Raw genomic sequence first — 24,164 nt, 5'->3', positions numbered from 1 at the left:
GTGCGGCATAGGCATTCCGGGCTCGAATCAAAAAGGAACACAGCATTGGGATAACAGCTGGACCGTCTCTGCTCGTTGTTCTCCTGCTTCTGCCTTTCGTCGGAAGTCTCTTATCTGTATTTTTGCTGAATACGCCGTCTCGCCGCCTTCCGGCAGGCTCGGCCGCTATTGTCATGCTCATTTCGCTGGCGCTGACGGCAAGTCTCTATCCGGCGGTCGCTGATGGCGGCGTCGTAAAATTCAACATGCCATGGCTCCCGCAGCTTGGTCTGGATTTTACGCTGCGGATGGATGGCCTGGCCTGGATCTTCACCATGCTGATCGCAGCCATCGGCTTTCTGGTCGTGCTGTATGCCCGCTATTATATGTCGGAAGAAGATCCGGTTCCCCGGTTCTTCTCCTTCCTGCTGGCCTTCATGGGCGCGATGCTTGGCATCGTGCTTTCGGGCAATGTCATCCTCCTGTCAGTCTTCTGGGAGCTGACAAGCATCTTTTCATTCCTGCTGATCAGCTATTGGCATAATAATCCCAACGCGCGCGACGGTGCCCGAATGGCGCTGACCATTACCGGGATCGGCGGCTTCTGCCTGTTGATCGGCCTTATTCTGCTCGGCAATATCGTCGGCAGCTATGACCTCGATACCATACTCGACTCCGGCAATGTCATTCGCGAACATTCCCTTTATGTCCCCGCCCTGGTGTTCATATTGCTCGGCGCACTGACGAAAAGCGCCCAGTTTCCGTTTCATTTCTGGCTACCGAACGCCATGGCCGCTCCAACGCCTGTTTCGGCCTTTCTCCATTCAGCGACCATGGTCAAAGCCGGGGTGTTTCTGCTGGTGCGTTTCTGGCCTGTGCTATCAGGCACCAATGAATGGTTCTGGATCGTCGGAGCCGCTGGGATCACAACCTTGTTGCTCGGTGCCTATTTTGCGATGTTCCAGCAGGATCTCAAAGGGCTGCTGGCCTATTCGACCATCAGCCATCTCGGACTGATCACCACATTGCTCAGCCTGGGAAGTCCATTGGCAACGGTGGCGGCTATTTTCCACATGCTGAACCATGCGACCTTCAAGGCATCGCTGTTCATGGCAGCAGGGATCATCGATCACGAGACGGGAACCCGTGACATGCGGCGGTTGAGCGGGCTGTTCCGGTTCATGCCGTTCACCGCAACGCTTGCCATAGTCGCCAGCGCGGCGATGGCTGGCGTTCCGCTTCTCAACGGCTTTCTGTCCAAGGAAATGTTCTTCGCCGAAGCCGTTGAAACCCATGCGGATTCGATCCTGGACACCATCCTGCCCTATGTCGCAACGCTTGCCAGTGCCTTCAGCGTCGCCTATTCGCTGCGGTTCATCCACACCGTATTCTTTGGCCCGCCGCCTCAGGATCTCCCGGTTGCCCGTCCGCACGAGCCACCGCGCTGGATGCGGTTTCCCGTGGAGTTTCTTGTGCTGGCCTGCCTGATTGTCGGCATCATCCCGGCAATCTCGATCGGTCCCTTTCTTCACGTCGCCGTCGTCAGTGTTCTCAGGGCCGACACACCGGAATACAGTCTGGCAATCTGGCATGGCGTCAATCTGCCATTGGTGATGAGCATGATCGCCCTTGTCGGCGGCGGAGTGATCTATTTCCTGTTGAAGGACTATCTCGCCCGGTGCCACGATGGCCCGCCGTTTTTTCACAGGTTCAAAGGCCAGCGCATTTTCGAGCGCGTTATCGTTGAAGTGTCCTGGCACTGGGCGCGTATCGCCGAACGTCGCCTCGGCACCCGCAAGCTACAGCCGCAACTTCGCTGGCTGGTGACAGTGGGTTTTGCGGCAGGAATGCTGCCTCTTTATATCAGAGGCTTCGAGGTTCGCCCGCTTGTCTATTCCGGCGCCGATCCGGTGTTTGCAGCCCTTTGGGCCATCGGCATCTGCCTTGCCATCGGCACCGCCTATCTGGCGAAATACCACCGTCTCGCATCATTGGTGATGCTCGGTGGCGTCGGTCTTATCGTCTGCCTCACCTTCGTCTGGCTCTCGGCACCCGATCTGGCCATCACGCAATTGCTGGTCGAAATCGTCACCACAGTCCTCATCCTTCTCGGCCTGCGCTGGCTTCCCAAGCGATCCGAAGGACTTGGCGAAACAATGACCTTGAGCGCGCGCTTTCGCCGGTTTCGGGATTTCGCTCTTGCAGTTCTTTGCGGGGTCGCCATGTCGTTCACCGCCTATGCGGTGATGACCATGCCGGTTCCCGATGCCATCGCCAGCTATTTCCTGGAAAACGCCTATTCGCAGGGCGGTGGCCGCAATGTGGTCAATGTCATACTGGTGGATTTCCGTGGTTTCGATACGCTGGGCGAGATTGCCGTTCTCGGGGTTGTCGCACTGACAGTCTACGGGCTTTTGCGCCGCTTCCGCCCTGCCGAAGACAGCATGGGCATGCCGGAACAGCAGCAGGCGCAAAACCGCTTCGATGAGGAGCGGCCAGAGCGGTCAGCGGGCGATACGGTGCGCGATTATCTTCTGATCCCCTCGGTCATCATGCAATGGCTGTTTCCAGTTATCGTCACGTTGTCGGTTTACCTGTTCATGCGTGGACATGACCTGCCGGGCGGTGGTTTTTCTGCGGGGTTGACGCTGTCGATTGCGTTTCTGCTGCAATATCTGGCGGGCGGCACCCGCTGGGCGGAAGATCGTATCCGTATCCTGCCGCTGCGCTGGATGGGTGCAGGCCTGTTGACCGCCGTCGCCACCGGCATCGGCGCCTGGTTGCTGGGATATCCGTTCCTCACCTCGCATTCCCGCTATATCGATCTCCCGTTGATCGGCAAGATCCCGGCGGCAACGGCGCTGCTATTTGATCTCGGCGTGTTCGCCCTGGTGGTCGGCTCCACGGTTCTTATTCTCGTCGCTCTCGCGCATCAGTCCTTGCGCATCAATCGCCTGCGCATGATTGATGCCTCGAAATCGGAGGAAGGGTGATGGAGCTTGTTCTATCGATCGCCATCGGCGTTATGACCGGCTGCGGCGTCTGGCTCATCCTGCGGCCTCGCACCTATCAGGTAATCGTCGGGCTTTCACTGCTATCCTATGCCGTCAATTTGTTCATCTTCGGTGTTGGTGGCGTCAAGGCGAATGTGCCACCCATTCTTGGCGATGACGGCGCTGGCCATCTGGCGGACCCTGTGCCGCAAGCTCTCGTTCTCACAGCTATCGTCATCGGCTTTGCAACGACCGCCCTGTTTCTCGTGGTGCTGCTGGCCTCGCGCGGTCTGACGGGAAGCGACCATGTCGATGGGAGGAACGAACCAAAATGAATGGTTGGGCCCACCATCTGATCATTGCGCCCGTGCTGGTGCCGTTGGTTGCCAGTGCCGTGCTTCTGCTTGTCGATGAGCGGCAGAGACTGACCAAGGCGATGATCAGCCTTGCATCCGCAGTCGCACTGGCAGCCATCGCCATCATTCTGTTTCGCATCGAGAGCGGGCCGAACAGTTTTGAGAATGTCTATCTGGTCGGAAACTGGGCGGCGCCGTTCGGCATCGTGCTGGTTCTGGATGGTCTATCGGCCCTGATGCTGCTGCTAACGGCCTTGCTCGCCATCCCGGCCTTGGTGTTTTCCTTCGCCCGCTGGCATGCGGTCGGCGCGCATTTTCACAGCATGTTCCAACTGCTGCTGATGGGGGTCAATGGGGCTTTCCTGACCGGTGACCTTTTCAATCTCTTCGTGTTTTTCGAGGTGATGCTGGCCGCGTCCTATGGTCTCCTGCTGCATGGGTCCGGCCCACTTCGGGTCAAGGCTGGGCTGCACTACATTGCCGTCAACCTGGTGGCCGCCCTGCTGTTTCTGATCGGCGTCAGCTTGATTTACGGCACGGCTGGCACCCTCAACATGGCCGATCTTGCGGCCCGCATTCCGGAAATGGAACCGGACCGTCGCATGTTGATGGAGGCAGGCGCTGGCATATTGGGTGTCGTCTTCCTCATCAAGGCGGGCATGTGGCCGCTCTGCTTCTGGCTGCCAACCGCCTATAGTGCAGCGTCGGCTCCCGTGGCCGGAATTTTCGCCATCATGAGCAAGCTCGGGATCTATGTCATCCTGCGGCTAACCATGCTGTTGTTCGCAGAAGGCCCGTCAGCTGGCTTCGGCGCGGGCGTGCTGCTCTATGGCGGCATGGCAACGCTTGTTTTCGGGACGATTGGTGTCCTCGCCTCGCAGGCGCTTGGGCGGCTGGCCGGGTTTTCGGTTCTGGTGTCTTCGGGCACCTTGTTGATGGTGGTCGGCATCAATGACGGGGCCGTCTCCTCAGGAGCTCTGCTTTATCTTGTCAGTTCGACACTGACCATCAGCGCATTCTTCATGCTGATCGAGCTTGTCGAGCGCGGACAGGATGCTGGTGCCAATGTCCTTGCGGTAACGATGGATGCCTATGGCGATGCGGATGAGCAGGCGCCCTATGAGGAAGAGGGCGTCACGATGCCCGGCACCATGGCCATTCTTGGCATTTGTTTTGCTGCCTGCGGAATACTGCTCTCCGGCCTGCCGCCCCTGTCCGGCTTCATCGCCAAATTCGCGATGCTGTCGGCCATGATGGGCACCGGTGCCATCGGTTCGCCGCCAACCATGGCGATCTGGGCGCTGATCGTGCTGGTCATCCTGTCGGGCATCGCCGCGCTGATTTCCATGACCCGCGCCGGCATTCGCACGTTCTGGAGCTCGATCGAAGGCACCGTTCCGCGTGTCCTTGTTATCGAAATCGTTCCTGTGATGTTTCTGCTAGCGCTCACGCTCGCTCTCACCATCCAGGCCGGGCCAGCGATGCACTATATGGACACGACGATCCGCGCATTGAGCACCCCGGCAAATTACATCAATGCGGTCCGCAATGCGACGCAAATTCCCGGCTTCAAAAACCTGTCCAGCACCGGAAAGGAGAGCGAGTAATGTTGCCCTATCCGGTTCTGACCCTGTCACTTGTTGTCATGTGGCTGCTGCTCAATGGTTTCACCCTTGGCCATTTGATCCTGGGCATATTCGTCGCCGTCTTCGCAGGCTGGGCCATGGCATCGCTGCGTCCTGAAAAGCCGCGCCTGAGAAAATGGTATCTTCTCCCCAAGCTGTTTCTTGTCGTCCTTTACGATATCGCCAAGTCGAACATTGCCGTCGCCGCTATCATCATCAGAAGCGGATCTCGACAGCATGATCCGGGATTTGTGATTATTCAACTGGAGATCAAAAGCCAGTTCGCACTGGCCGTGCTGGCGGTGATCCTGACAAGCACGCCGGGTTCGGCCTGGCTTGAATATGATTCCAACGACAATTCCGTGCTTCTTCATGTGCTCGATATCAAAGACGAAACCATCTGGCGCGATACGATCAAGAACCGCTACGAAAAACTGCTATTGGAGATATTCGCATGAGCGCAATTATTCTCTTCAGCGCTGTCTCGCTCGCCCAATTGATGCTCGTGGCCTCCATGGCCATCGTGTCAGTGCGGATGTTCATCGGACCCCGCGCTCAGGACCGGATCATCGGCCTTGATACGTTCTACATCAATGCCATGTTGCTCCTGGTGACTTTCGGTGTCGGCACGGGCCGGCAAATTTATTTTGAAGCCGCCCTGGTGATCGGTATGTTGGGATTTGTCGCCTCCGTTGCCCTGGGTAAATTTCTGATGCGTGGGGAGGTGATCGAATGATCTATTCCGCAACAGATATTCCCGTTTGGGCCGCCATATGCGTAGCCTTTTTCCTGCTGGCCGGCGCAACGCTGGCGCTGATTGGCGCCATCGGATTTCTGCGCCTGCCAACATTCTATGAACGCATCCACGCGCCCACGCTTGGAACCAGCTGGGGCGTTGGCGGGATCATGCTTGGATCGATGATCTTTTTCTCAGTGGCATCATCACGCTTAGCGATCCATGAAATTCTGATCGGCATTCTCGTCACGGTCACGACACCGGTCACGCTGATGATGCTGGCCCGTGCGGCCCTTCACCGGGACCGGGTCGAGAGGAATGGAAATGTTCCGCCCAAACAGATTGCAAAGTCTCAAGCGGAGTGAGATACCGCTGACCGGCCCTCATGTGGCGACGTGTTGGCGACCCACATCCACGGGTACAGCCACCTGATCTTGCTGGGTTTTCCAGAAATCACGGTCCAGCCAACGGCTTTCGGAGCGATAGAGGCTTTGCCGCCGGGTTGTATAGATTGCCCGGACACGCGACAGCTCCTGCGCGTAAGCTGATAAGCCCGCCGCTGGAGAAGCAAGAATGCCCTCTGCGGCGGCCACTCCAGTGCGCAGGGCGTTGAACAGGCCTTGACCTGCAATCGGATCAAAGGCCAGCGCGGCATCCCCGACAGCACACCAACCCTCGCCGCATGGCGTGATGGCGCTGAGACTACGGGCATCACGGGCAAAGAACGGCCCCACCCATTCCAAAGCCCCCAGACAGGAGGTCAGATGGGGCGTTTCCGTAAAAAGGGCAACCCGGTAATCGGGAGATCGCCGCAGCCGCACAGCCTCCTGGGGCAATGTATGATAGCCAATAGCCCAAAAACCATCGGCAAGCCGGCCCGCATAAATCCAGCCATCCGGCGTGGCCTCAATCAGCGTCCGCTCCAGATCAGCATTTTTCTGAGGCTTTGCGACTTGATACAACGAGACCAGCGCCGTACCGCGTTGCTGCGCAACACCCAGCAGGCGGACAATCCGCGCCGAGCGCCCCGTCGCATCGATAATATAGGAAGCGCGGAGGATGCGGCCGTCATCCAGCCCGATCACCCACAACCCGTCTTGCCTTTTAATGTCACTGACATTCACCTTCCACCAGAAGCAACTGGCTTCAAGGCTCGCCTGCCGCAGATCGGCATCGAATTGGGCGCGGTCCAGGCGCAGACCAGGCCCATAGGGGTCACGCAAAGTATCGCTTGCCACCACATGCCCATCGCCCCAGACCGTCAGCCCACCGCCAACCCGTGCATGCTGCGGCCCCGGCACAGCAAGATCGGCAAGCCCCTGCTGAACCAAAAGCCTTTGCGCAGCACCCGGCAATGTTTCGCCCAGACGGGGCGCATGAGAACGCAGCCGGTCGAGCATAACCACGGACCGGCCCGCGCGGGCGAGGTGACGGGCGGCAATGGCCCCTGCCGGTCCCGCCCCTGCCACAACGACATCAAACACAGCCCCGTCGCCCTGCGGCGAGGCTGTGAGAGTCTGGTCTTTAACGCTTTTGGACACGCACAGCTCGAAATGCTTCGAGTTGCTCGCGGCTCGCCCAACCGGCCTTTTCCAGCTTGGTCAGCGGCTGCGGAGCCTCTGCAAGCAAGCGAACCGCATGATCGGCGGCACGCTTGAGTTTGCTGACGGCCAATGTCTCGACATAGATATATTCAGGAAAATCAGGATCACCCTTGACGCCCGGCCGTGCCTCGACAATGCCAAGCTGCCCGAATTCAGCGATCATATCCATCATGACTTGCGCCGTATCGTGGTTCATGATCGCACGCAGCCAGTTGACGCGGCGGCTATAGGCCGCAATACGCTCCGCGCGCGGCAAAGTTTCATCGATGACCTTGTTGTAATCCTCCTCGCTCAACACCTGATTAGGCACGCGCGCCGCCCAGAACGTTGGCAAATAAGGATCAAATTCAGGATCATAGCCCGAGCGGCAGAAGGCCGTGTCGCCCTGCCAGGGAATTGCCATCCACCGGGTAATGCCGCCCGGCGGCTGATCGTAGAGCGGCCCGCCGACCTTTTCCACCAGAATGGGCGTCATGGTCGTTCCATAGTCCGGCTCCGGAGTACCAGCTGGACGCAGACGGATGCGGAAGGGCGCAGAATACAGGCTGGCGTGGCGCATTGGCCAGGTCATCTCGCAGCCCGGGTGGAATGTATCGGAGAGGCAATAATGCAAGGCGGCCTTATCCAGCATATGCGGCTGCCCAGCAAGCGGAACCTCCTCAATCTTCGAGACCGGCTTTATTGCCTCCGGCCAGTCGTCAATGAAGCTGCCTTCCACCCATTTGCGCAGAATGGCTTCTTGCAGACCCGTCATGGTCAGCATGTTGCCGGGGCCAGTTTCCGAGAAACTGCCGAAGGCGTCGCCATAGATCCAAGGCTGCACATGCGGCCATTGCACAGGCTCGGCCACAATAGGCGCGGACGGGCGGAAGCCGTTGAAAAGCGTGCGGCGCAACTCGCCATAGGGGTCATCGCCCTCCCTCAATCCTGCCGGTTTCTGCGACAGCTTGGCAAGCAGATCGGGATTATTGAAATCCAGCGGGCAGCCTTTGCCAAAATAAGCGGCAAAGCCCTTGTTGACCCATTGCAGATTGCTGAGACGCTGCAATATCGGCAGGATGTCCGTCGAGAAGGACGGTTCACTCGGCATCGGCATCCAGCCCGCCTGAACCGACACATCGCACATCAGATCATACATCGTGCGCCAGCTGATAATATCGGGCGCGTAATTCGGCGGTGCGACCACCACCCAGGCCGATTCGACCGGGATCGACTGACCATTGATGGAAATCTCGGCCATCACAGGGCCGTCGGACGTATCGTCATACCAATCATTGGCATTGTTAAAACTTGGCGGGTTATCCGGATCATAGACCGGGGCATTGGTTGGCGAGGCCGATTTACCATGCCCACCCAGGAAGATCAGCCGCCCTTCCTCATCTGTCTGGAGTTCACCCAGCGGCACGACAACCGGCTCGGTAGCTGCCGCCTTGAAGGTGCCCGTGTCGAAAGCATAGGCCGGGCCAGACACACCGCGGCCTGAAATACTGCGGGGGCCGGGATCAATGGCGAGTGTCGAACGATCCATGACTTTGGGATTGCGCAGGGGAAAGGCATTGTCAGGCGCATTGATTGCCTCTGGAATATCCAGAGCATACTGGAACTGGTACCATTGCGCTTTGCGATTGGCGACATGCACGGTCCAATGGATATCGGCATTGTCGCTGGTCAGTTCACTCACGACGTCGCCGGCAGCATTATAGCCATAGATACGGAACCGAGCGGCCTGCCGCTTGATGGCGCCCGTCTTGTCTCGGTAAAATGATGGCGGCGGTGCATTTTCAGGCGGCGCATCGGTGACTTCGGGACCGATGAAATATTCGGTTTTGGCATCACCAATACGGGCAATGCCGATGGCTGGATGGATTGCGGCGCGCACGATGACCGTGTCTGTGCCTTTTGGCGCAGTACTCTCCGCAGATGCTTTCATGTGATCCATGGCGCTCTCCTCCTCAATTGCCAATAAATTACATCCATAAGAAGAATATTTCAAAAATAATCAACCCAAAGTTATCATTACTGCGAATGGCTGACCTCCGTCAGTTCACCTCAACTCCCTTGGGTTTGCCTTAGGAAAGTGGAATGTGGTTTTCCCGAAAAGACAAGCGAAAACAAGAGAGGCTAGAAGTCTGGCTGGTTCAATCTGAGCCTGACAGGCTCTAGTAAAAAGTGCTGACACCCATCTGTCATCTCTAAGGATCACAGAGCCAGCCAAATAACAGCTCTCTACTGCCTGTAAATTAATGCCTGACCCGGCAAACCGGTGCTGTTTCAAAACAGACCAGAGAGCATATAGTGAACCGAGGCTGACCATCCGCAGCCAGGCTCAGCTCACAATTCTGCCTCTCCGACTAGCGTCAAAATTTCCGCGACAATCCAACCTTCGCACCGACCGATTTTTCGCCCTCGCCTTCGATGTTGAATAGAAGGCTGCCTTCAATCGCCCAAGCCTCAGTGGTTTGCAGTGACGCGCCAGCCGTGACCGATCCGAATAAACCGGACCCGTCGAGGCCAGAAAAGCCGGTGGTGATACCAAGTTTTGGCGTCATGGTTGAGCCGCTAGCAAGTGTAAAGGAACGGGCAATTTCAGCGCCGAGGCTCACCCTGAACTGCTCCGAGGTAAACCCATCAAGGTCGATCGTGTCGCCCGAGCTGTTTTTCACGGCGTAATCATCGACGGTTTCGGAAAAATAAACCGCTCTTAGCTTCGGCGTCACCACGGTCGCTTCGTCCAAAGACCATTTTCCCTTGATGGACGTATCCAACATCCAGCGCTGGGTATCGAAATTGCCATCCCAGAACTGGGTATCGATGGTGTTTGAGGACCCGCCATACAGCAGGCTCGCATCCCAGAACACGCCTTTGGTGACTTCGAAAGAGGTATAGGGGCCAGCCAGCCAACCATTGCCGGTCAACATGGCATCTTCATCCGTCGGGTCCGTCATCCGGTCGTAGTGAAACGAAAGGCCCAGCAACGCCTTATCAGTCAGCAGATAGTCGGCCCCCATGTTGATCATGGCAAAGCTGCCCCACTTGCTGCCATTGGTGTCCTTGTCGTTATGAGCCAGAACAGCACCATCAATCCAGATATTGAATGGCGAGGAATAGCCGCCAGCAATGCCGTCGGCACTGTCACGGGCCGATTCCATCTGTGCAAGACTGGTGGAAAAACCGAACGTCATTCCTTGCGTAGACGGAGACATCCTGGTTGTCACAGGGGTCGTCGCCCTGGCCATCCGGCCTCGTTCCATCAGACCCGGCACCTTGATCGCGGAGGAGATCATGTTTTGACGGGTCTGAACAAAGCTGTGTACGAGGTTGTCGATATCCGTCGCGACTTGCTCTGCATTATAGTTGATGTTGTAGATGACGGTGCCCGTGTTGGAATTTCCAAGCGAACTTGCAAGGCGATAGGCGATACGGGCCTGACCCGAATAGGCCGGATTCGGAGTGAATTTCAAATACCAGCCGACAGGAGAAGCTGACGAGACGGCTGCAAGCTCACCTTGAATAAGGGTTGCCGTCCCTGCCTCGGGTGGCTCGACGGAGACAATATCGGCCTCGGTAAACGGACCTCCGGTAGCGTCTTTGTTGAGATAGACATTATTCGGCGTGGCGCCTGCGGGAACGTCGACCACATGATCCGCCACGGTCACCGCGCGCGTGGTCACTTTGACGGTATAGCTTGCAGTGCCAGTCGTACCATTGCTGTCACGAGCCTGGATGGCAAAGGAATAATCGCCTTCCGTACCCGCATCGAGCGGTCCATTGAGCGCACCGGTCGAGATATTCAGCACAATGCCTTTCGGCAGGCTTCCAGAGGAAAGGCTGTAGATCAGCGATCCTGTTCCCCCTGTTGCAGATATCTGCTGGCTATAAGCCTCGCCCGCCATAGCTTCTTTCAGCGCTCCGCCAGCTGGCGAGAAGGCGATGGACGCGGCGGCGTTCACCGTCAGCGTATAGTTGCCCGAGCCATGATTGGCAGGTGACGCGCTATCGGTGACCGTCACCGCGATAGCATAGCTTCCAGCCGTCGTCGGTGCTCCGGTGATAGCTCCGGTACTCGTATCAAGGACGAGACCATCCGGCAGGCCGGTTCCAGCGTAGGTATAAGGAGCGGTACCACTCGTTGTCGTGACGGACTGGCTATAGGCAGTGCCCACCGTTGCTGTGGTGAGAGCCCCTGACGACGGAGAAAGAGTCAGCGTTACCGATGGCTCCGTGACGGCAAGCGAATAGCTTGCCGATCCCGAGGCGCCGTTGGCATCGGTGGCGGTGATGGTGAAGCTAGTATTGGCAGCGGTCGTTGGTGTGCCGGAAATCACCCCGGTCGATGTGTTGAGGCTCGTGCCAGCAGGAAGCGTCCCTGAGGTAACAGCATAGGTATAGGGCGATGTTCCGCCCGAAGCCGTGACTGTCTCAGTATAGGCTGTTCCAACAGTGGCCGCTGTCAACGTGCCGGAGGCTGGTGACAGGGTGAAGGCCGGGGCTGTGATGGTGATGGTCACCGTGGCCGGAGAGGATGTTCCGGTGGCATTGGTGGCGGTGTAGGTAAAACTGTCGGAGCCGGAATAGCCAGCCGTCGGCGTATAGATAAAATTGGTGCCGGATACCGTTGCTGCCCCATGGCTTGGCGAGGAGGCAATGGTGACCGCCGTCGCAGCACCCCCGGTAATGGAGGGGGCCAGAACGTTATCCGAAGAGTTTGCCGTCACCGTTGCCGTCAGCGCGTTGGCGATCGGTGCTGCTGCATTGATGGTGATGGAATAAGAGGCCGTGACCGTTGCACCATATGCATCGGTAACTTTAACCGTGAAGTTACTCGTTCCGGCAGCCGACGGCGTGCCGGAAAGAATCCTGGCAGAGGCGCCACCGCTTGACGTTATGGACAGGCCAGCTGGCAAAGATCCCGACAGGAATTCGTAATCATACGGCTCTGCGCCACCGGATACTGCGACGGTTTGGCTGTAGGCAGCACCCACCGTGCCTGCTGCAAGGGTACCAGCCGAGGGCGAGAGGACCAAGGTTGGCGCCGTAACCGTTATGGTCACGGTAGCTGGCGAGGATGTTCCGGTGGCATTGGTGGCAGTGTAGGTAAAACTGTCGGAACCGGAATAGCCAGCTGTGGGCGTATAGGTGATCGACGTGCCAGAGGCCGAGGCCGTTCCATGCGATGCCACTGAAGCGACCGCAACGGACGAAGCCGTGCCGCCGGTCATGTTGAGAGTGATCACGTTGGCCGACGAATTGGCCGCAACTGTTTCGGAGACGGCGTTGGCAACCGGGGCCTGGAGAACGGCAGACGGGGTGACCGAGTTCGAAGCAACCGAGGCCGTCCCGGTTCCGGCACTGTTGGTCGCGGTCACGGTAAACGTATAGGCCGTGCCATTGGTGAGGCCAGTCACGGTGATCGGGCTTGCCGATCCGCTTGCAGTCGCTCCACCCGGGCTTGCCGTCACGGTATAGCTTGTAATGGACGCGCCACCATCGCTGGCCGGGGCGGTAAACGAAACGGTCGCCTGGCTATCACCGGCAGACGCCGTCCCAATTGTCGGCGCGCCGGGAACGTCTGCTGCCACGGCAAGCGAATAGCTCGCCGATCCCGTCGCGCTATTGGCATCGGTAGCGGTGATGGTAAAGCTGGTATTGGCAGCGGTCATCGGTGTGCCGGAAATCGCCCCGGTCGATGTGTTGAGGCTCATTCCAGCAGGGAGCGTCCCTGATGTAACAGCATAGGTATAGGGCGATGTTCCGCCCGAAGCCGTGACTGTCTCAGTATAGGCTGTTCCAACAGTGGCCGCTGTCAAAGTGCCGGAGGCTGGTGACAGGGTGAACGCCGGGGCCGTTACCGTTATTGTCACCGTGGCTGGCGAGGATGTTCCGGCGGCATTGGTGGCGGTGTAGGTAAAACTGTCGGAACCGGAATAGCCAGCCGTCGGTGTATAGGTGATCGACGTGCCGGAGGCCGAGGCCGTACCATGCGACGCGGGCGTGGCAATGGCAACGGACGAGGCCGCACCGCCGGTCATGTTCAGTGTGATCGGGTTATTCGACGAGTTCGCACTGACCGTGTCGCTGACCGCGTTAGCAATGGGAGCCTGGAGTGATGCTCCCGGCGTGACCGAATTCGATGCCGTTGAAGCCGTCCCGGTTCCAGCACTGTTGGTCGCGGTGACGGTAAACGTATAGGCCGTGCCATTGGTGAGGCCAGTCACGGTGATCGGGCTTGCCGATCCGGTTCCCGTCGCTCCACCCGGGCTTGCCGTCACGGTATAGCTTGTAATGGACGCGCCACCATCGCTGGCCGGGGCGGTAAACGAAACGGTCGCCTGGCTATCACCGGCGGATGCCGTCCCAATCGTCGGCGCGCCTGGAATGTCTGCTGCCACGGCAAGCGAATAGCTCGCCGATCCCGTCGCGCTATTGGCATCGGTAGCGGTAATGGTGAAGCTGGTATTGGCAGCGGTCGTTGGGGTGCCGGAAATCGCCCCGGTCGATGTGTTGAGGCTCATTCCAACAGGAAGTGTCCCTGATGTAACAGCATAGGTATAGGGCGACGTTCCGCCCGAAACCGTGACCGTCTCGCTATAGGCCGTACCAACAGTTGCTGCTGTCAACGCGCCTGAGGCGGGGGAGAAGGTAAAGGTTGGCGCTGTCGGGGTGACCGAGCTCGTTGCTGCCGAAGCCGTCCCGGTTCCGACGCTGTTGGTCGCGGTGACCGTGAAGGTATAGGCTGTACCATTGGCGAGACCCGTCACGGTGATCGGGCTTGCCGAGCCGGTTGCCGTCGCGCCACCCGGACTTGCCGTCACGGTATAGATGGTGATCGCCGCACCGCCATTGCTGACCGGAGCGGTGAAGGACACGGTGGCCTGGCTGTTTCCAGCTGTAGCCGATCCAATCGTCGGCGCACCAGGAAGGCCTGCGGCCACGGCGAGGGAATAACTTGCCGAGCTCGTCGCGCTATTGGCATCCGTGGCTGAGATGGTGAAGCTAGCGCTTCCGGCGGTCGTCGGCGTGCCGGAGATCTCTCCGGTCGATGTGTTTAGGCTCATGCCAGCAGGAAGTGTTCCTGATGAAACAGCATAGGTATAGGGCGACGTTCCGCCCGAAGCAGTGACCGTCTCGCTATAGGCTGTTCCAACAGTTGCCGCAGTCAACGCGCCTGAGGCAGGGGAAAAGGTAAAGGTTGGCACTGTCGGCGTGACCGCGCTCGTTGCTGCCGAAGCCGTCCCGGTTCCAACACTGTTGGTGGCGGTGACTGTGAATGTATAGGCCGTACCGTTGGTCAGGCCCGTCACGGTGATCGGGCTAGCCGAGCCGGTTGCCGTCGCGCCACCCGGACTTGCCGTCACGGTATAGCTGGTGATCGCCGCACCGCCATCGCTGGCCGGGGCAGTGAAGGACACCGTGGCCTGGCTGTTGCCAGGTGTGGCCGTTCCGATTGTCGGGGCACCGGGAGACGTCGGCGCGCTTGCGTAACAGGCAGCGCTGAATGTGAGTGTGTTATAATTGGAAGGGCTAGCCGAGTTATCTTGAGTGACATCAAGGATCATCTGTAGATTATCTACCGAAGCGCTGGCTGTAAAATTGCCAGATTTATTAATATTTCCACCAAGATTACTCTCATTAACAAGAAGATTATTATAATTGTCGCTGTATATCACAATTGCTGATGAGGTGCCGCCAGCTGCTGTTCCAGTGGTCGAAAAGCTCCAGGAGATATACTCGCCAGCGGTCAAATTTTGGTAATCAGGGGAAAAGTTGTCGGTGTTGGTGAGATAGCGTGGCGAACTGAAGTCTGAATTGACTTGGCTGCATGACGCTGAAAGTGCGGCATTGGCTGTTGTCGCAAAACTCAAGCCGGTAATCAGGATGGTGAGGACACCAATGAAAGCCCGAAAGGCGGCACCAGCCGACCGCTTGAGCCGGGTCCATGCCAACTTCTTTGTATCTGCCAGAACATGCGCGACACGAAACGATTTACCGAATTGCATTCTTCTCTAAACCCCTGCTCGCCCAAGGCATCGATAATCGATCGTGTCGTTTTGCCGACCGAAAATACGCTGCCCTTGAAACGAGCGCCCACCACAAGGCGCCCGTCATTCGAGCATTATTCGAGCCATGGTTGAATAACAATATCCGCAGATGGAAAGCGTCGCTGTCACCCATTGTTTTCTTTCAACTGTGACTAAAACACCTCGCTCTAAACGCCTGGGTAGAGCGATCAGTACAGGCAGGCATCATGAAAAATCTAAAATTTACCCTGCCAGGCCTTCCCAAAAAATTGAAACAATATAATTTACTAAGTTATGGTTGAGAAATATGTTCTGACCTCATGAACCCGAATCAGTTGTCGATTCGCAATGCCCCGAGCCCCGTGGAGGATTATTATGGATGCGTTTCTTGCGACTATCTTGCCGGTCGGCTTCAATTATGCACCTGATGGCTGGCTCATGTGCTGGGGTCAAAAACTAACGATAAATCAATACAATGCCGTCTATTCACTTGTTTCAAATTTCTATGGCGGGGACCAGCAAACCTATTTCAACCTGCCGGACCTGCGCGGTCAAATGCCCATCGGATATGGACAACGTACGCCCACCAGCCCGAATTATGCGATCGGCAACAAAGGCGGAAATGATACCGTTTCGTTGAATTCAACCCAAATTCCGGCCCATACCCATGCGGCTGTCTTTACGCCCACTGGCAATGCCACGGTGAATATACCAGCGCAGACAGGAACGCAGACTGCAACCATGAAGGCAAGCCCAGCTGCGGGAACTTCCCAGTTGCCAACGGCGGGCTCTGCCCTTGCTGGTGGAAATACGGCAGCCACAAGGATCTACGGCGCTGCTTCAACGACACCAGTCACTCTCGATAGTAGCAGCGTTACCATTTCCGGAAATGCGCCGACGGCGGCTCAGAGCATTGCCACCAATGCGATCACAGGCGGAGCTGTTACGGTGCAGCCATTTGGCACCGGTGCTGCTATCGACGCCAAGCCTCCTTACCTGGCGATCAATTTCATTTTCTGCGTTCAAGGCCTCTACCCGGTTCGTCCATGACCGGTCTCATTCTGGATGCAGCAAAATTCACGCCCCATATCGGGGACGATTTCACACTGACCGCGCAGGAGACAGTGATCAACGCGGTGTTGGCCAAGGTTGTCGAATATCCAGCCAGCACCGCACCGGGAGCAGCGCGAACGGCCTTCAGCCTTTTTCTCTGCGTCCAGCACAACGCGTTTCCTGACATTCAAAGCGGAGACTACGCTATCGAGCATCGCAGTCTGGATAAGATCGGGCTTGCGTATATTGAGCGTATCCTCAGCCCGCAGCCCGACGTCATCCGTTTGGAAGTTGCATTCAATTGATGGTCGCGTTGAGTTGGATGAGACATATATGAATGGGTTTACCGGCTCTTTCGCATTTGGAAACGGTTTGAATTTGCGCCTTGTCCGGGCGAGTGATCAGGATCTGATTTTCAAACTGTTTATCGAAACCCGCCCATGGCTCGCATGGGCGGAAGGGAAACCCGATTTCATTCGTGATCTCTATGAGCAGCAGTTCAAGACCATGCGGGCTGGCGCTGAAAGCGTCTATCCCGATCATCTCGACTTCATCATTGAGCGACTTGGTTCCTCAGTCGGACGCACCATCATCGACCTTGGATATGCAGATTGGCGGATTTCCGAGTTGCAGGTTTTAAAGCAAGCCCGAGGTAGCGGAATAGGCTCCAATGTCATCAGAGGATTGCAGGCGGCAGCCATAAAAGGCAACATTCCGTTGACGCTTTCAACGCCGGTCTTCGGTTCGAACGGTTTTCCGATTTACCAGCGGCTCGGTTTTCAGGTCGTCCAGGCCCAGCCGCCAATGATTCACATGGCATGGTTTCCTCCTGGTCATCCCGATCGAAGGGAAATGTCGGAAGGCAATGGCCTCGGCGGCTGAGGTCGGTCAAGTTCAGAGTGAACCGGCCATGATCTGATTTTTCTTGTTGACGATCCAATCAATCATCCAGCCAACCATCAAAATCTGTGCAAGCGGCGAATAATTCCAAAAACCTGGCAACATCTCGCGACACTCCCATCCCTACGCGATCTTGTGATCTTAGGTGCGTGGCGAGATCACGGTAGAACACCACCCTCTCTGCTGGAATCTCTCCCAAGGCATGTCGTCCGGCAGCCCGCAACAGGTAGTAATCCTCGACCATCTGCCGAAACGGCTGGGACATAACGTCCGAGTATCCGACCGTAAGCCCCGTCAAACGGCTATCCTCACAGAATAGATGCCCCATCGTCACGTCGAGATATGCCAGAAGCTCAGGCGACCAATCATCGGGAATATGTTTCGTTTCGATCAGATTTTGCAAATGGGCCCGCAGAAACTCCGCATAGGTCGCACAGGAAAGCAGTTTCGGAAACCAGGTGCGATTGGTACCGCCGGACTGCACTTGATAGGCGGGGAACGCAATATCGAAACCTTTGGCCACGTTCATCTGAACGGTCTCGATGTCAATCTGCTTGGCTTTAGCAGTGACGACAACGTAGCCTCCAGGATAGGCGACGGGCGAAGGGACGGCGATGTTGACGAGACCATCCAGTTCAACCCGCCCGGCGACATGCATGTGGCCGCTGAAATGCCATCGAATCCCGGCGCATGCAAGGCGGCGGCTGGTTTCCGGCGATGGCATGCGCTTCGACCAGTCTGGCGTGCTCGCCGCCCGCACATCGCTGCCTTCTCCTGTCAATGCCAAAGGCAAGGCCGGGTAGTGAGAAAAGGCCAACAAGGTCTTGCCCAAACGGTTGGCGCGATCAGCCACCTGCTTGATCCAGGCCAGCAGATAGGGGCGTTCTGCCAGCACATGATCCCAGGCAGCATCGGCCCTGACCTTCCAGCCCTCACCGGTCTTTTGGAACACATTGGCGTCCAGCATCAAAAGCCATAGCCCTTCCTGCGGCTCGACAAGATAAGAGGCGTCACAGTTCAGGTCGTCGCTGGTTGGCAAATGGCGGGGTGCGACATGCTCCATACCGTCATGAGGCGTCTCCCAATGGAGAATGGTCTCGGGACGCGTGACGCCGTAGGGTGCCATGGCTTCCACGGCCTCAGCTATCGACATGCCACGCATCCCCGGACAAACAATTGCTGGTGCAGGCGCACGATCATCGCTTGTTACCAACAGCGGTTCCAGCCCATCGGCCTGTGTCAGCAGCTTGGCCAGATGACGCGGCGCTGGTCCGTAACAATCATGATTGCCGAAGGTGGCGAAAAACCGCAGGCCATGTCTGTCTTCGTAGTCGGAAAGAATCCGTTTGACGGCTGCAACCGCGCCAATCTGGCCATCGTCGGAATAATCGCCGAGAAGAACGACATCACAAATGCCGCGCCGGACGATATCGTCCAGCACGGCACGAAACGCGGCATGGCTCTCGTTAAACACACGGGTGGACGCCATGGTGTCCCCCAGCGTGCGAAGGGCAAGTCCACCGCCCTCCTCCACCATGCCATACCCGCCGTACAGATCATGCAGATGGACATCGGCGACAACTGCGATCTGCATCAGGCGGCGGCTTCCACATGGTCGCACCGGGCAGCATTAAACAGATCCGGACGGTCGAGATTGATGTAATCGACACCGGCTTTGGCGATTTCGCGGTGAATGGCCATCTCGTCCCCTGCGTAATAGATCATCACCTCAAGCCCGGCTTTGCGGCACGCTTCGAGCAAACCTGGCCGCCGCATGTGTTCAACAGTCATCTCGATGATCGCAGCGTGATGCACGGCACCGACCAGAGACGGCGACTTGGCAATATCAAGCGTCATCATCTTACGGAATTCCGGCGCAATCAATTGCAGATCGCGGCGCATGTCTTCGGAAAACGAAAAATAGAATGTATCGCCCACCATGCCAAGGCTTCGCACCAGGGCCACCACTTTGGCAGGGTCGCAATATTTAAGCTCGATATAGACACCGGCGCGGCCACGCAGGTGATGGAGATAGGCATCAAGCCTAGGCACGACCGCGCCCTTGAATGCAGGAGAGAACCAGCTTCCGGCGTCCAGCGCATCGATTTCCTCCGATGTCGCATGGCCGATGGGGCCGGTGCCATTGGTGGTGCGGTCCAGCGTCTCGTCATGGAAAACGTAGAGCACACCGTCAGCGCTCTCGCGCACATCAAGCTCGATGTAGTCTGCCCCCTGCTGAAGGGCGAGGTCGGCAGCTGCGAAGGTATTTTCCGGCGCAAACTGGTTGGCCCCGCGATGGGATACGATCTTGGTCATTGAAAAATCCTGTCAGTTTGCTGGTTCTAACGTTTTCACGAGCCTATCGGAATGCTGCAAAAGCTTGGCGTGGAGATCAGCAATGCGGTTGCCGGAGGCGTCGAACAACAGCGTGTGTTCCGGCTTACAGACAATGCCAACCCTGGCACCGGGTGCATGGCGCACGGCTTCGCCATATTCCAGCGCATGGATGACGCCTGCGGGCGTGTCGATCATGTAGAACACTTCGCGCCCCATCGGCTCCACGCTGATAATCTCCCCGCTGAGCGGTGCATCCGCGTGTGAAACAAGGGTGATGTCTTCGGGTCGCAGACCGAGCGTCACCTCTCCCTCACGCTCTCCAGTCAGGGCGACGGATGTCTCGCCGATACGCAATTTGAACCCCGTGGCATGTCCCTTGAGAAGGTTCATCGGCGGCGTACCGATAAAGCCTGCCACGAACAGATTGCTCGGGCGGCGATAGAGATCATCCGGCGTACCAACCTGGGCGATCTCGCCATTGTTCATGCAGATGATCCGGTCGGCCATGGTGATCGCCTCGATCTGGTCATGGGTGACGATCAGCGTGGTGAAACCGAGCCGCTTCTGTATGCTTTTCAACTCGGCCCGCATGGTGATGCGCAGGGTGGCGTCAAGATTGGAAAGCGGCTCATCCAGCAAAAGGATATTCGGCTCCTTCACCAGCGCCCGCGCCAAGGCGACACGCTGCTGCTGACCGCCGGAAAGCTGTGAGGGGCGGCGGTCAAGCAGCGCGCTGATCTGCACCAGGTTGGCCGCCTCTTCGACACGTCTGGCAATCTCGTCCTTGCGCATGGTTTTGAAGCGAAGCGGAAAGGCGATATTGTCGCGCACCGTCAGGTTCGGATAGAGCGCGTAGGACTGAAAGACGATGCCGACATTGCGGTCGCGCGCGTCGACGCGGTTGACATTGTGTCCGTCGAAACCGATCTGTCCAGACGTCGGCGCATAGAGACCGGCGAGCAGAAACAGCGTGGTCGATTTTCCGCAGCCAGACGGCCCGAGAATGGCGACGAGTTCGCCATCCTCGATCGTCAGGCTCATCGGCTTCAGGACCTGGGTCTCGCCCCAGCTTTTGGTGATGTTGTCGAGAGTGATCTTGGCCATGTCGGTTATCCTTTGATCCCGCCGAAGCTCATTTGCGTGATGTACTTCTGCGTGAAAATGTAGAGGACCAGGACAGGCAGAAGATAGATGATGCCGACGGCAGCAATCATGCCGTAATCCGCCCCCATATGGTCCTGCGCGACGAAGAACAGGTAGAGGCTCATCGTCATCTGGTTCTTTTCGATCAACAGCGTCTGGACGAAGACATATTCCTCCCAGCCACGCAGAAAGGTAAATGTGGCAACCGCAATCAGACCACTGCGGATCTGTGGCAGGATCACCATGCGAAAGGCCTGGAAGCGCGTTGCCCCATCCGTCACGGCGCTCATCTCGATGTCCCATGGCACGCCGTCGAAAAACCCTTTGAGGACGAAGATCGCAAACGGCAGTTCCAGCGCACTCAACACCAGCACGACGCCCACCAAATTGTTGAGCAGGCCCATATAGTAAAGCTGGATGAAGATCGCGACCGTGAGCGCCAGTGCCGGAAAGGCGTGCAGCAGAAGCAGACCGCGCAGAATGTTTTCACGGCCCGCGAAAGCAAACCGCGACAGCGCATAGGCGGCTGGGGTGGCAACGAGTGTAACAATTGCCGTCTGGGAAATCGCAAACACCAGCGACGTGCCAAGCGCCGACCAGATCGATGGCATCAGGTCCATGCGATTGGTGCCGATTTTGGCAATGTCAGGGTTCCACAGAAAGCGGTAATTGTCGAAACTCAGATGCGGGACGAGGAAAATAGCCGACAGAATGACGATCACCATGGCAAGCACAGCCCAGCTGACGGCGGGCCTACGCAGCCGATCTGCCAACAACGCCAATCCGATTGCACCGAGATAACCGACCCCGGCGATGGCCGTACTGTGCCAAAGAACCAGCCGGCTAACAGCGCCATCGGACGAGGTGAGCGATTTCACCAACAGCCAGAGATAAGGCAGGAGAATGGGAATAGAGACAATCGTCAGGAAGAGGATAAGCGCGGACAGGAAGCCAGCACGATTGACAATGCCCCGGCGTTCGAGGCGGGTCCAATCGGTTAACGGAACGGTATCGGCCTGGAGCATCGACATCACAACACCTCAATCTTTGGAGCGGCAAAGGTGGAGCGCATGTTGGAGACACGCCATTGCACCAAGGTCACGGCAATGCCGATGACCATCAGGCCGAGTGCCAGCGCCGCACCATAGGCATAGGCGCCGCTTTCGAACGCGCGCCGATAAATGTAGAGCGCGTAGGGGGTGGAATCGTAGAGCGGGCCGCCGCCGGTGATCAGCAGGATATATTCATAGGTCGTCATCAGGGAAAGTGCCTGGTAGATGGTGATGAAGCGGATCGGTTGCGAGAGCGCTGGCACCACGACATGACGCAAAACGCCCCACTCGCTGGCACCATCGACCCTTGCCGCATGGGCGAGATGTGAAGGGATCGAGCGGATCGAGGAGGTCAGGATGACCATCGCAAAAGAAGCCCCAACAACGCCGTTCGCCAGTATGACCAGCAGCAGCGGAAAATCATTGCGCAGGTTGACCGGCGGCAGGCCGAATGCGCCCGTCACCTGGTTGAGCAGCCCCAAGGGCGTCGGATCGGCGATCCAAATCCACAAGATCCCGTAGAGCACAGCCGGGCTCATGCGCGGCAAAAGCCACAGCCCGCGGAAGAAATTACCCAGCCGATCGGGGATCGCGGTCGAGGTCATCGCCAAGAGCGCGCCAAGGCCGACATTGAAGATGAAGAGTGTCGCCGTGACGTAGATCAGCGTTGTCAGCAGCACCATAGGGATCCGCGCATCACGCTGGACGATCCGCTCGAAGTTCTGCAATGTGAAATGGCCGACTCGCAGGTTCGACCCCATATCCGTAAAGGCGATCACCGCATTGACCAGGATCGGCGCCAGAAAAAACACGGCAAGCAGCGCGATTGCCGGCGCGAGGTAAAGAATTGGCCGGGCCGGTCGATGCGCTCGAAGCTGGAATTGGGACATTATGGACTACCAATGAGAATGAAGGGTGCCGCCCGACCAAGAAACGGGCGGCACGCAGCAGGGCCAAGCTTAGTTGCTGGCGGTATCGCGGATTTCAACGTCCGAGCCGAATTGCGTTTCAAGTTCGTCGGCAATGAACTCAACGGCATCGGCCGCCTTCATTTTTCCGGTTTCCACGGCCTGCAAGCCGCTGAACAGAATCTTGTTGTAGCTGCCGAACTGGGTGTGGTTCGGCACGAACCCGGCATGAGCCATCATCGGCGATGCCGCCGACAGAACCCAATTGTCCTTGTATTTCGGCATTGCCGTCTGGGCGTTGCTGATTGCGGTATGGTAGGATGTGACCGCGTGCTGGTTGTTGAAATACGGCAATGTCGCAAGTGCTACGAGATCAGCGGCAATGTCAGCATTCTTGCTCTTGGCATTGACGGTATAAAGCAGCGGATGGGAAAGATTGGCGGGCTTGCCGCCCTTTTCTGCAGCCGGAGCCGGAATCCAGCCGATTTTGTGGAAATAGCCGTCGCGATCCGTCGGCCAGGTGGCACCGTTCATCTCGCCAAGCTGCCAGGCAACCGCCCAGACGCCTTGATGGAAGATGAATGCCTTTTCCTGCTTGAAGGCGCCCTGGATCGCATCCCAGCTCATTGCTGTGTTATCGACAGGGGTAACACCTTGCTTGGCATTGCGCTCGTACCAGCCGAGAGCCTTTGTCATTTCCGCTTTCGGAAACACCAGCTTGCCGGTTTTCTCATCCAGGAATTTGACGCCATAGGACTGGAAGACCATCAGATAATCGATGCCGACATTGGGGCGATGCAACATGCCGTATTGAGCAGCCTTGGCATCGACCACTTCCTTGGACAGCGCCGTCAGATCATCGAGCGTGAATTCGCCTGCTTCGACCTTGGCGGGCAAGCCTTCGATAAAGGCCTCATCCTTGCCGATCTTGCGCAGCATGTCCTTGTTATAGAAGAACATACGGATCTCGGCATCCTGCGGTATGCCGTAAATCTTGCCATCATTACCCTTGGCGGCCTTCCACAGCACCGGCAGGATGTCGCCATAGACCCATGGGGCAGCGGCGATCCGCTCGTCCATCGGCAGTGCATCGCCATCCTCGGCGAATTTGCTGATCCATTCATGCGGCACGACATAGATGTCCGGCCCCTGACCGACTGCAAATGCCTTCAGCGTATCGAGGGCGAGGTCGTCCCAGCCTTTGACGGTGCTGTTATTGGCTTCGATGACAATATGTTTATCGACACCCGCCGCCTTGAACTGCTTGTTCATGATGTCTGCGGCGGCTTCGATATTGGTGATGCGCGCCGGAGCGGTCTTATCGGCCAGCGTCGAAAGCTTGATCTTGATGTCTTCTGCATGCGCCCATCCGGTGGCAAACGCAGAAATCGCCACGGTGGCGAGAAGGGCGAGGCATTTGGTCATGGCTATTGATCCAGTTGGTGAGGATTATTTAATTA

18 protein-coding genes are annotated in these 24,164 nt (G+C 57.6%); 9 read left to right on the top strand and 9 right to left on the bottom strand.

Annotated features, from left to right (window positions below; translation table 11 throughout):
• The first annotated feature begins 50 nt into the window (after positions 1 to 50).
• The 6 genes from AVCG78_RS18435 to mnhG are packed head-to-tail and all read left to right on the top strand — an operon-like array spanning position 51 to position 6,054.
• Complete coding sequence (locus tag AVCG78_RS18435) at positions 51 to 2,972, top strand: monovalent cation/H+ antiporter subunit A (protein WP_071206877.1); 2,922 nt, start codon at positions 51 to 53, stop codon at positions 2,970 to 2,972.
• Positions 2,972 to 3,307 (top strand): Na+/H+ antiporter subunit C, encoded by a 336-nt coding sequence (locus tag AVCG78_RS18430; protein WP_012653663.1) that lies wholly within the window; start codon positions 2,972 to 2,974, stop codon positions 3,305 to 3,307. Before AVCG78_RS18435 ends, AVCG78_RS18430 begins: the two co-directional genes overlap by 1 nt.
• A complete protein-coding gene (locus tag AVCG78_RS18425) occupies positions 3,304 to 4,935 on the top strand; it encodes a monovalent cation/H+ antiporter subunit D (protein ID WP_071206878.1) in 1,632 nt (543 codons plus the stop codon). Before AVCG78_RS18430 ends, AVCG78_RS18425 begins: the two co-directional genes overlap by 4 nt.
• Positions 4,935 to 5,411, top strand: a complete 477-nt coding sequence (locus AVCG78_RS18420; RefSeq protein WP_071206879.1) for a Na+/H+ antiporter subunit E — start codon at positions 4,935 to 4,937, stop codon at positions 5,409 to 5,411. The genes AVCG78_RS18425 and AVCG78_RS18420 overlap by 1 nt, the downstream gene beginning before the upstream one ends.
• A complete protein-coding gene (locus AVCG78_RS18415) occupies positions 5,408 to 5,689 on the top strand; it encodes a K+/H+ antiporter subunit F (RefSeq protein ID WP_012653660.1) in 282 nt (93 codons plus the stop codon). The genes AVCG78_RS18420 and AVCG78_RS18415 overlap by 4 nt, the downstream gene beginning before the upstream one ends.
• Entirely contained in the window at positions 5,686 to 6,054 is a 369-nt protein-coding gene (gene mnhG / locus AVCG78_RS18410) for a monovalent cation/H(+) antiporter subunit G (protein WP_012653659.1), read from the top strand. The genes AVCG78_RS18415 and mnhG overlap by 4 nt, the downstream gene beginning before the upstream one ends.
• Positions 6,055 to 6,072: 18 nt before the next feature.
• Here the strand turns inward: mnhG and AVCG78_RS18405 are convergent, their stop codons facing one another.
• The 3 genes from AVCG78_RS18405 to AVCG78_RS18395 all read right to left on the bottom strand — a co-directional run bounded on the left by AVCG78_RS18405 (position 6,073) and on the right by AVCG78_RS18395 (position 14,849).
• Positions 6,073 to 7,230 carry an NAD(P)/FAD-dependent oxidoreductase gene (locus tag AVCG78_RS18405; RefSeq protein ID WP_081363382.1) on the bottom strand — a complete coding sequence of 386 codons (1,158 nt, stop codon included), beginning with the start codon at positions 7,228 to 7,230 and terminating at the stop codon, positions 6,073 to 6,075.
• On the bottom strand, positions 7,214 to 9,232 hold the full coding sequence (locus AVCG78_RS18400; protein ID WP_071206880.1) for a LodA/GoxA family CTQ-dependent oxidase: 2,019 nt from the start codon (positions 9,230 to 9,232) through the stop codon (positions 7,214 to 7,216). The genes AVCG78_RS18405 and AVCG78_RS18400 overlap by 17 nt, the downstream gene beginning before the upstream one ends.
• A gap of 418 nt (positions 9,233 to 9,650) precedes the next feature.
• Positions 9,651 to 14,849: a putative Ig domain-containing protein gene (locus AVCG78_RS18395; protein ID WP_174089735.1), complete on the bottom strand. Its 5,199-nt coding sequence runs from the start codon at positions 14,847 to 14,849 to the stop codon at positions 9,651 to 9,653.
• Between the two features lie 837 nt (positions 14,850 to 15,686).
• On the opposite strand from AVCG78_RS18395, the gene AVCG78_RS18390 reads away from it, so the two are divergent.
• The 3 genes from AVCG78_RS18390 to AVCG78_RS18380 are packed head-to-tail and all read left to right on the top strand — an operon-like array spanning position 15,687 to position 17,246.
• Positions 15,687 to 16,361, top strand: a complete 675-nt coding sequence (locus AVCG78_RS18390) for a phage tail protein (protein ID WP_012653655.1) — start codon at positions 15,687 to 15,689, stop codon at positions 16,359 to 16,361.
• On the top strand, positions 16,358 to 16,669 hold the full coding sequence (locus tag AVCG78_RS18385) for a DUF6916 family protein (RefSeq protein WP_071206882.1): 312 nt from the start codon (positions 16,358 to 16,360) through the stop codon (positions 16,667 to 16,669). The genes AVCG78_RS18390 and AVCG78_RS18385 overlap by 4 nt, the downstream gene beginning before the upstream one ends.
• Positions 16,670 to 16,697: 28 nt before the next feature.
• On the top strand, positions 16,698 to 17,246 hold the full coding sequence (locus AVCG78_RS18380; RefSeq protein WP_071206883.1) for a GNAT family N-acetyltransferase: 549 nt from the start codon (positions 16,698 to 16,700) through the stop codon (positions 17,244 to 17,246).
• Between the two features lie 58 nt (positions 17,247 to 17,304).
• Here the strand turns inward: AVCG78_RS18380 and AVCG78_RS18375 are convergent, their stop codons facing one another.
• The 6 genes from AVCG78_RS18375 to AVCG78_RS18350 form a co-directional block, all read right to left on the bottom strand.
• Positions 17,305 to 18,858 carry a metallophosphoesterase family protein gene (locus tag AVCG78_RS18375; protein WP_081355271.1) on the bottom strand — a complete coding sequence of 518 codons (1,554 nt, stop codon included), beginning with the start codon at positions 18,856 to 18,858 and terminating at the stop codon, positions 17,305 to 17,307.
• Complete coding sequence (ugpQ, locus tag AVCG78_RS18370) at positions 18,858 to 19,580, bottom strand: glycerophosphodiester phosphodiesterase (RefSeq protein ID WP_071206884.1); 723 nt, start codon at positions 19,578 to 19,580, stop codon at positions 18,858 to 18,860. The genes AVCG78_RS18375 and ugpQ overlap by 1 nt, the downstream gene beginning before the upstream one ends.
• 12 nt (positions 19,581 to 19,592) lie before the next feature.
• Entirely contained in the window at positions 19,593 to 20,705 is a 1,113-nt protein-coding gene (locus tag AVCG78_RS18365; RefSeq protein ID WP_071206885.1) for an ABC transporter ATP-binding protein, read from the bottom strand.
• A 5-nt stretch (positions 20,706 to 20,710) separates the two neighbouring features.
• Positions 20,711 to 21,775 (bottom strand): carbohydrate ABC transporter permease, encoded by a 1,065-nt coding sequence (locus AVCG78_RS18360; RefSeq protein ID WP_071206886.1) that lies wholly within the window; start codon positions 21,773 to 21,775, stop codon positions 20,711 to 20,713.
• The gene (locus AVCG78_RS18355) at positions 21,775 to 22,686 is read right to left on the bottom strand and encodes a carbohydrate ABC transporter permease (protein WP_071206887.1); all 912 of its coding nucleotides are present in this window, start codon (positions 22,684 to 22,686) and stop codon (positions 21,775 to 21,777) included. The genes AVCG78_RS18360 and AVCG78_RS18355 overlap by 1 nt, the downstream gene beginning before the upstream one ends.
• Before the next feature lie 69 nt (positions 22,687 to 22,755).
• On the bottom strand, positions 22,756 to 24,129 hold the full coding sequence (locus tag AVCG78_RS18350; protein WP_071206888.1) for an ABC transporter substrate-binding protein: 1,374 nt from the start codon (positions 24,127 to 24,129) through the stop codon (positions 22,756 to 22,758).
• Between the last annotated feature and the right edge of the window lie 35 nt (positions 24,130 to 24,164).

Origin of the sequence: Gillisella vitis (genome assembly GCF_021559775.1) — a bacterium.
Taxonomy (GTDB): domain Bacteria; phylum Pseudomonadota; class Alphaproteobacteria; order Rhizobiales; family Rhizobiaceae; genus Allorhizobium; species Allorhizobium ampelinum.
Note: the sequence above shows the minus strand (reverse complement) of the source record. Positions and strands in the feature narration are given on the sequence as shown.

What these genes read in the sequence shown, in the direction of transcription:
- AVCG78_RS18430 (WP_012653663.1), top strand. Translation starts at nt 2,972, where the DNA reads ATGGAGCTTGTTCTATCGATCGCCATCGGCGTTATGACCGGCTGCGGC.
- AVCG78_RS18425 (WP_071206878.1), top strand. Translation starts at nt 3,304, where the DNA reads ATGAATGGTTGGGCCCACCATCTGATCATTGCGCCCGTGCTGGTGCCG.
- AVCG78_RS18420 (WP_071206879.1), top strand. Translation starts at nt 4,935, where the DNA reads ATGTTGCCCTATCCGGTTCTGACCCTGTCACTTGTTGTCATGTGGCTG.
- AVCG78_RS18415 (WP_012653660.1), top strand. Translation starts at nt 5,408, where the DNA reads ATGAGCGCAATTATTCTCTTCAGCGCTGTCTCGCTCGCCCAATTGATG.
- mnhG (WP_012653659.1), top strand. Translation starts at nt 5,686, where the DNA reads ATGATCTATTCCGCAACAGATATTCCCGTTTGGGCCGCCATATGCGTA.
- AVCG78_RS18400 (WP_071206880.1), bottom strand. Translation starts at nt 9,232, where the DNA reads ATGGATCACATGAAAGCATCTGCGGAGAGTACTGCGCCAAAAGGCACA.
- AVCG78_RS18395 (WP_174089735.1), bottom strand. Translation starts at nt 14,849, where the DNA reads ATGATCCTTGATGTCACTCAAGATAACTCGGCTAGCCCTTCCAATTAT.
- AVCG78_RS18390 (WP_012653655.1), top strand. Translation starts at nt 15,687, where the DNA reads ATGGATGCGTTTCTTGCGACTATCTTGCCGGTCGGCTTCAATTATGCA.
- AVCG78_RS18385 (WP_071206882.1), top strand. Translation starts at nt 16,358, where the DNA reads ATGACCGGTCTCATTCTGGATGCAGCAAAATTCACGCCCCATATCGGG.
- AVCG78_RS18380 (WP_071206883.1), top strand. Translation starts at nt 16,698, where the DNA reads ATGAATGGGTTTACCGGCTCTTTCGCATTTGGAAACGGTTTGAATTTG.
- AVCG78_RS18375 (WP_081355271.1), bottom strand. Translation starts at nt 18,858, where the DNA reads ATGCAGATCGCAGTTGTCGCCGATGTCCATCTGCATGATCTGTACGGC.
- ugpQ (WP_071206884.1), bottom strand. Translation starts at nt 19,580, where the DNA reads ATGACCAAGATCGTATCCCATCGCGGGGCCAACCAGTTTGCGCCGGAA.
- AVCG78_RS18365 (WP_071206885.1), bottom strand. Translation starts at nt 20,705, where the DNA reads ATGGCCAAGATCACTCTCGACAACATCACCAAAAGCTGGGGCGAGACC.
- AVCG78_RS18360 (WP_071206886.1), bottom strand. Translation starts at nt 21,775, where the DNA reads ATGTCGATGCTCCAGGCCGATACCGTTCCGTTAACCGATTGGACCCGC.
- AVCG78_RS18355 (WP_071206887.1), bottom strand. Translation starts at nt 22,686, where the DNA reads ATGTCCCAATTCCAGCTTCGAGCGCATCGACCGGCCCGGCCAATTCTT.
- AVCG78_RS18350 (WP_071206888.1), bottom strand. Translation starts at nt 24,129, where the DNA reads ATGACCAAATGCCTCGCCCTTCTCGCCACCGTGGCGATTTCTGCGTTT.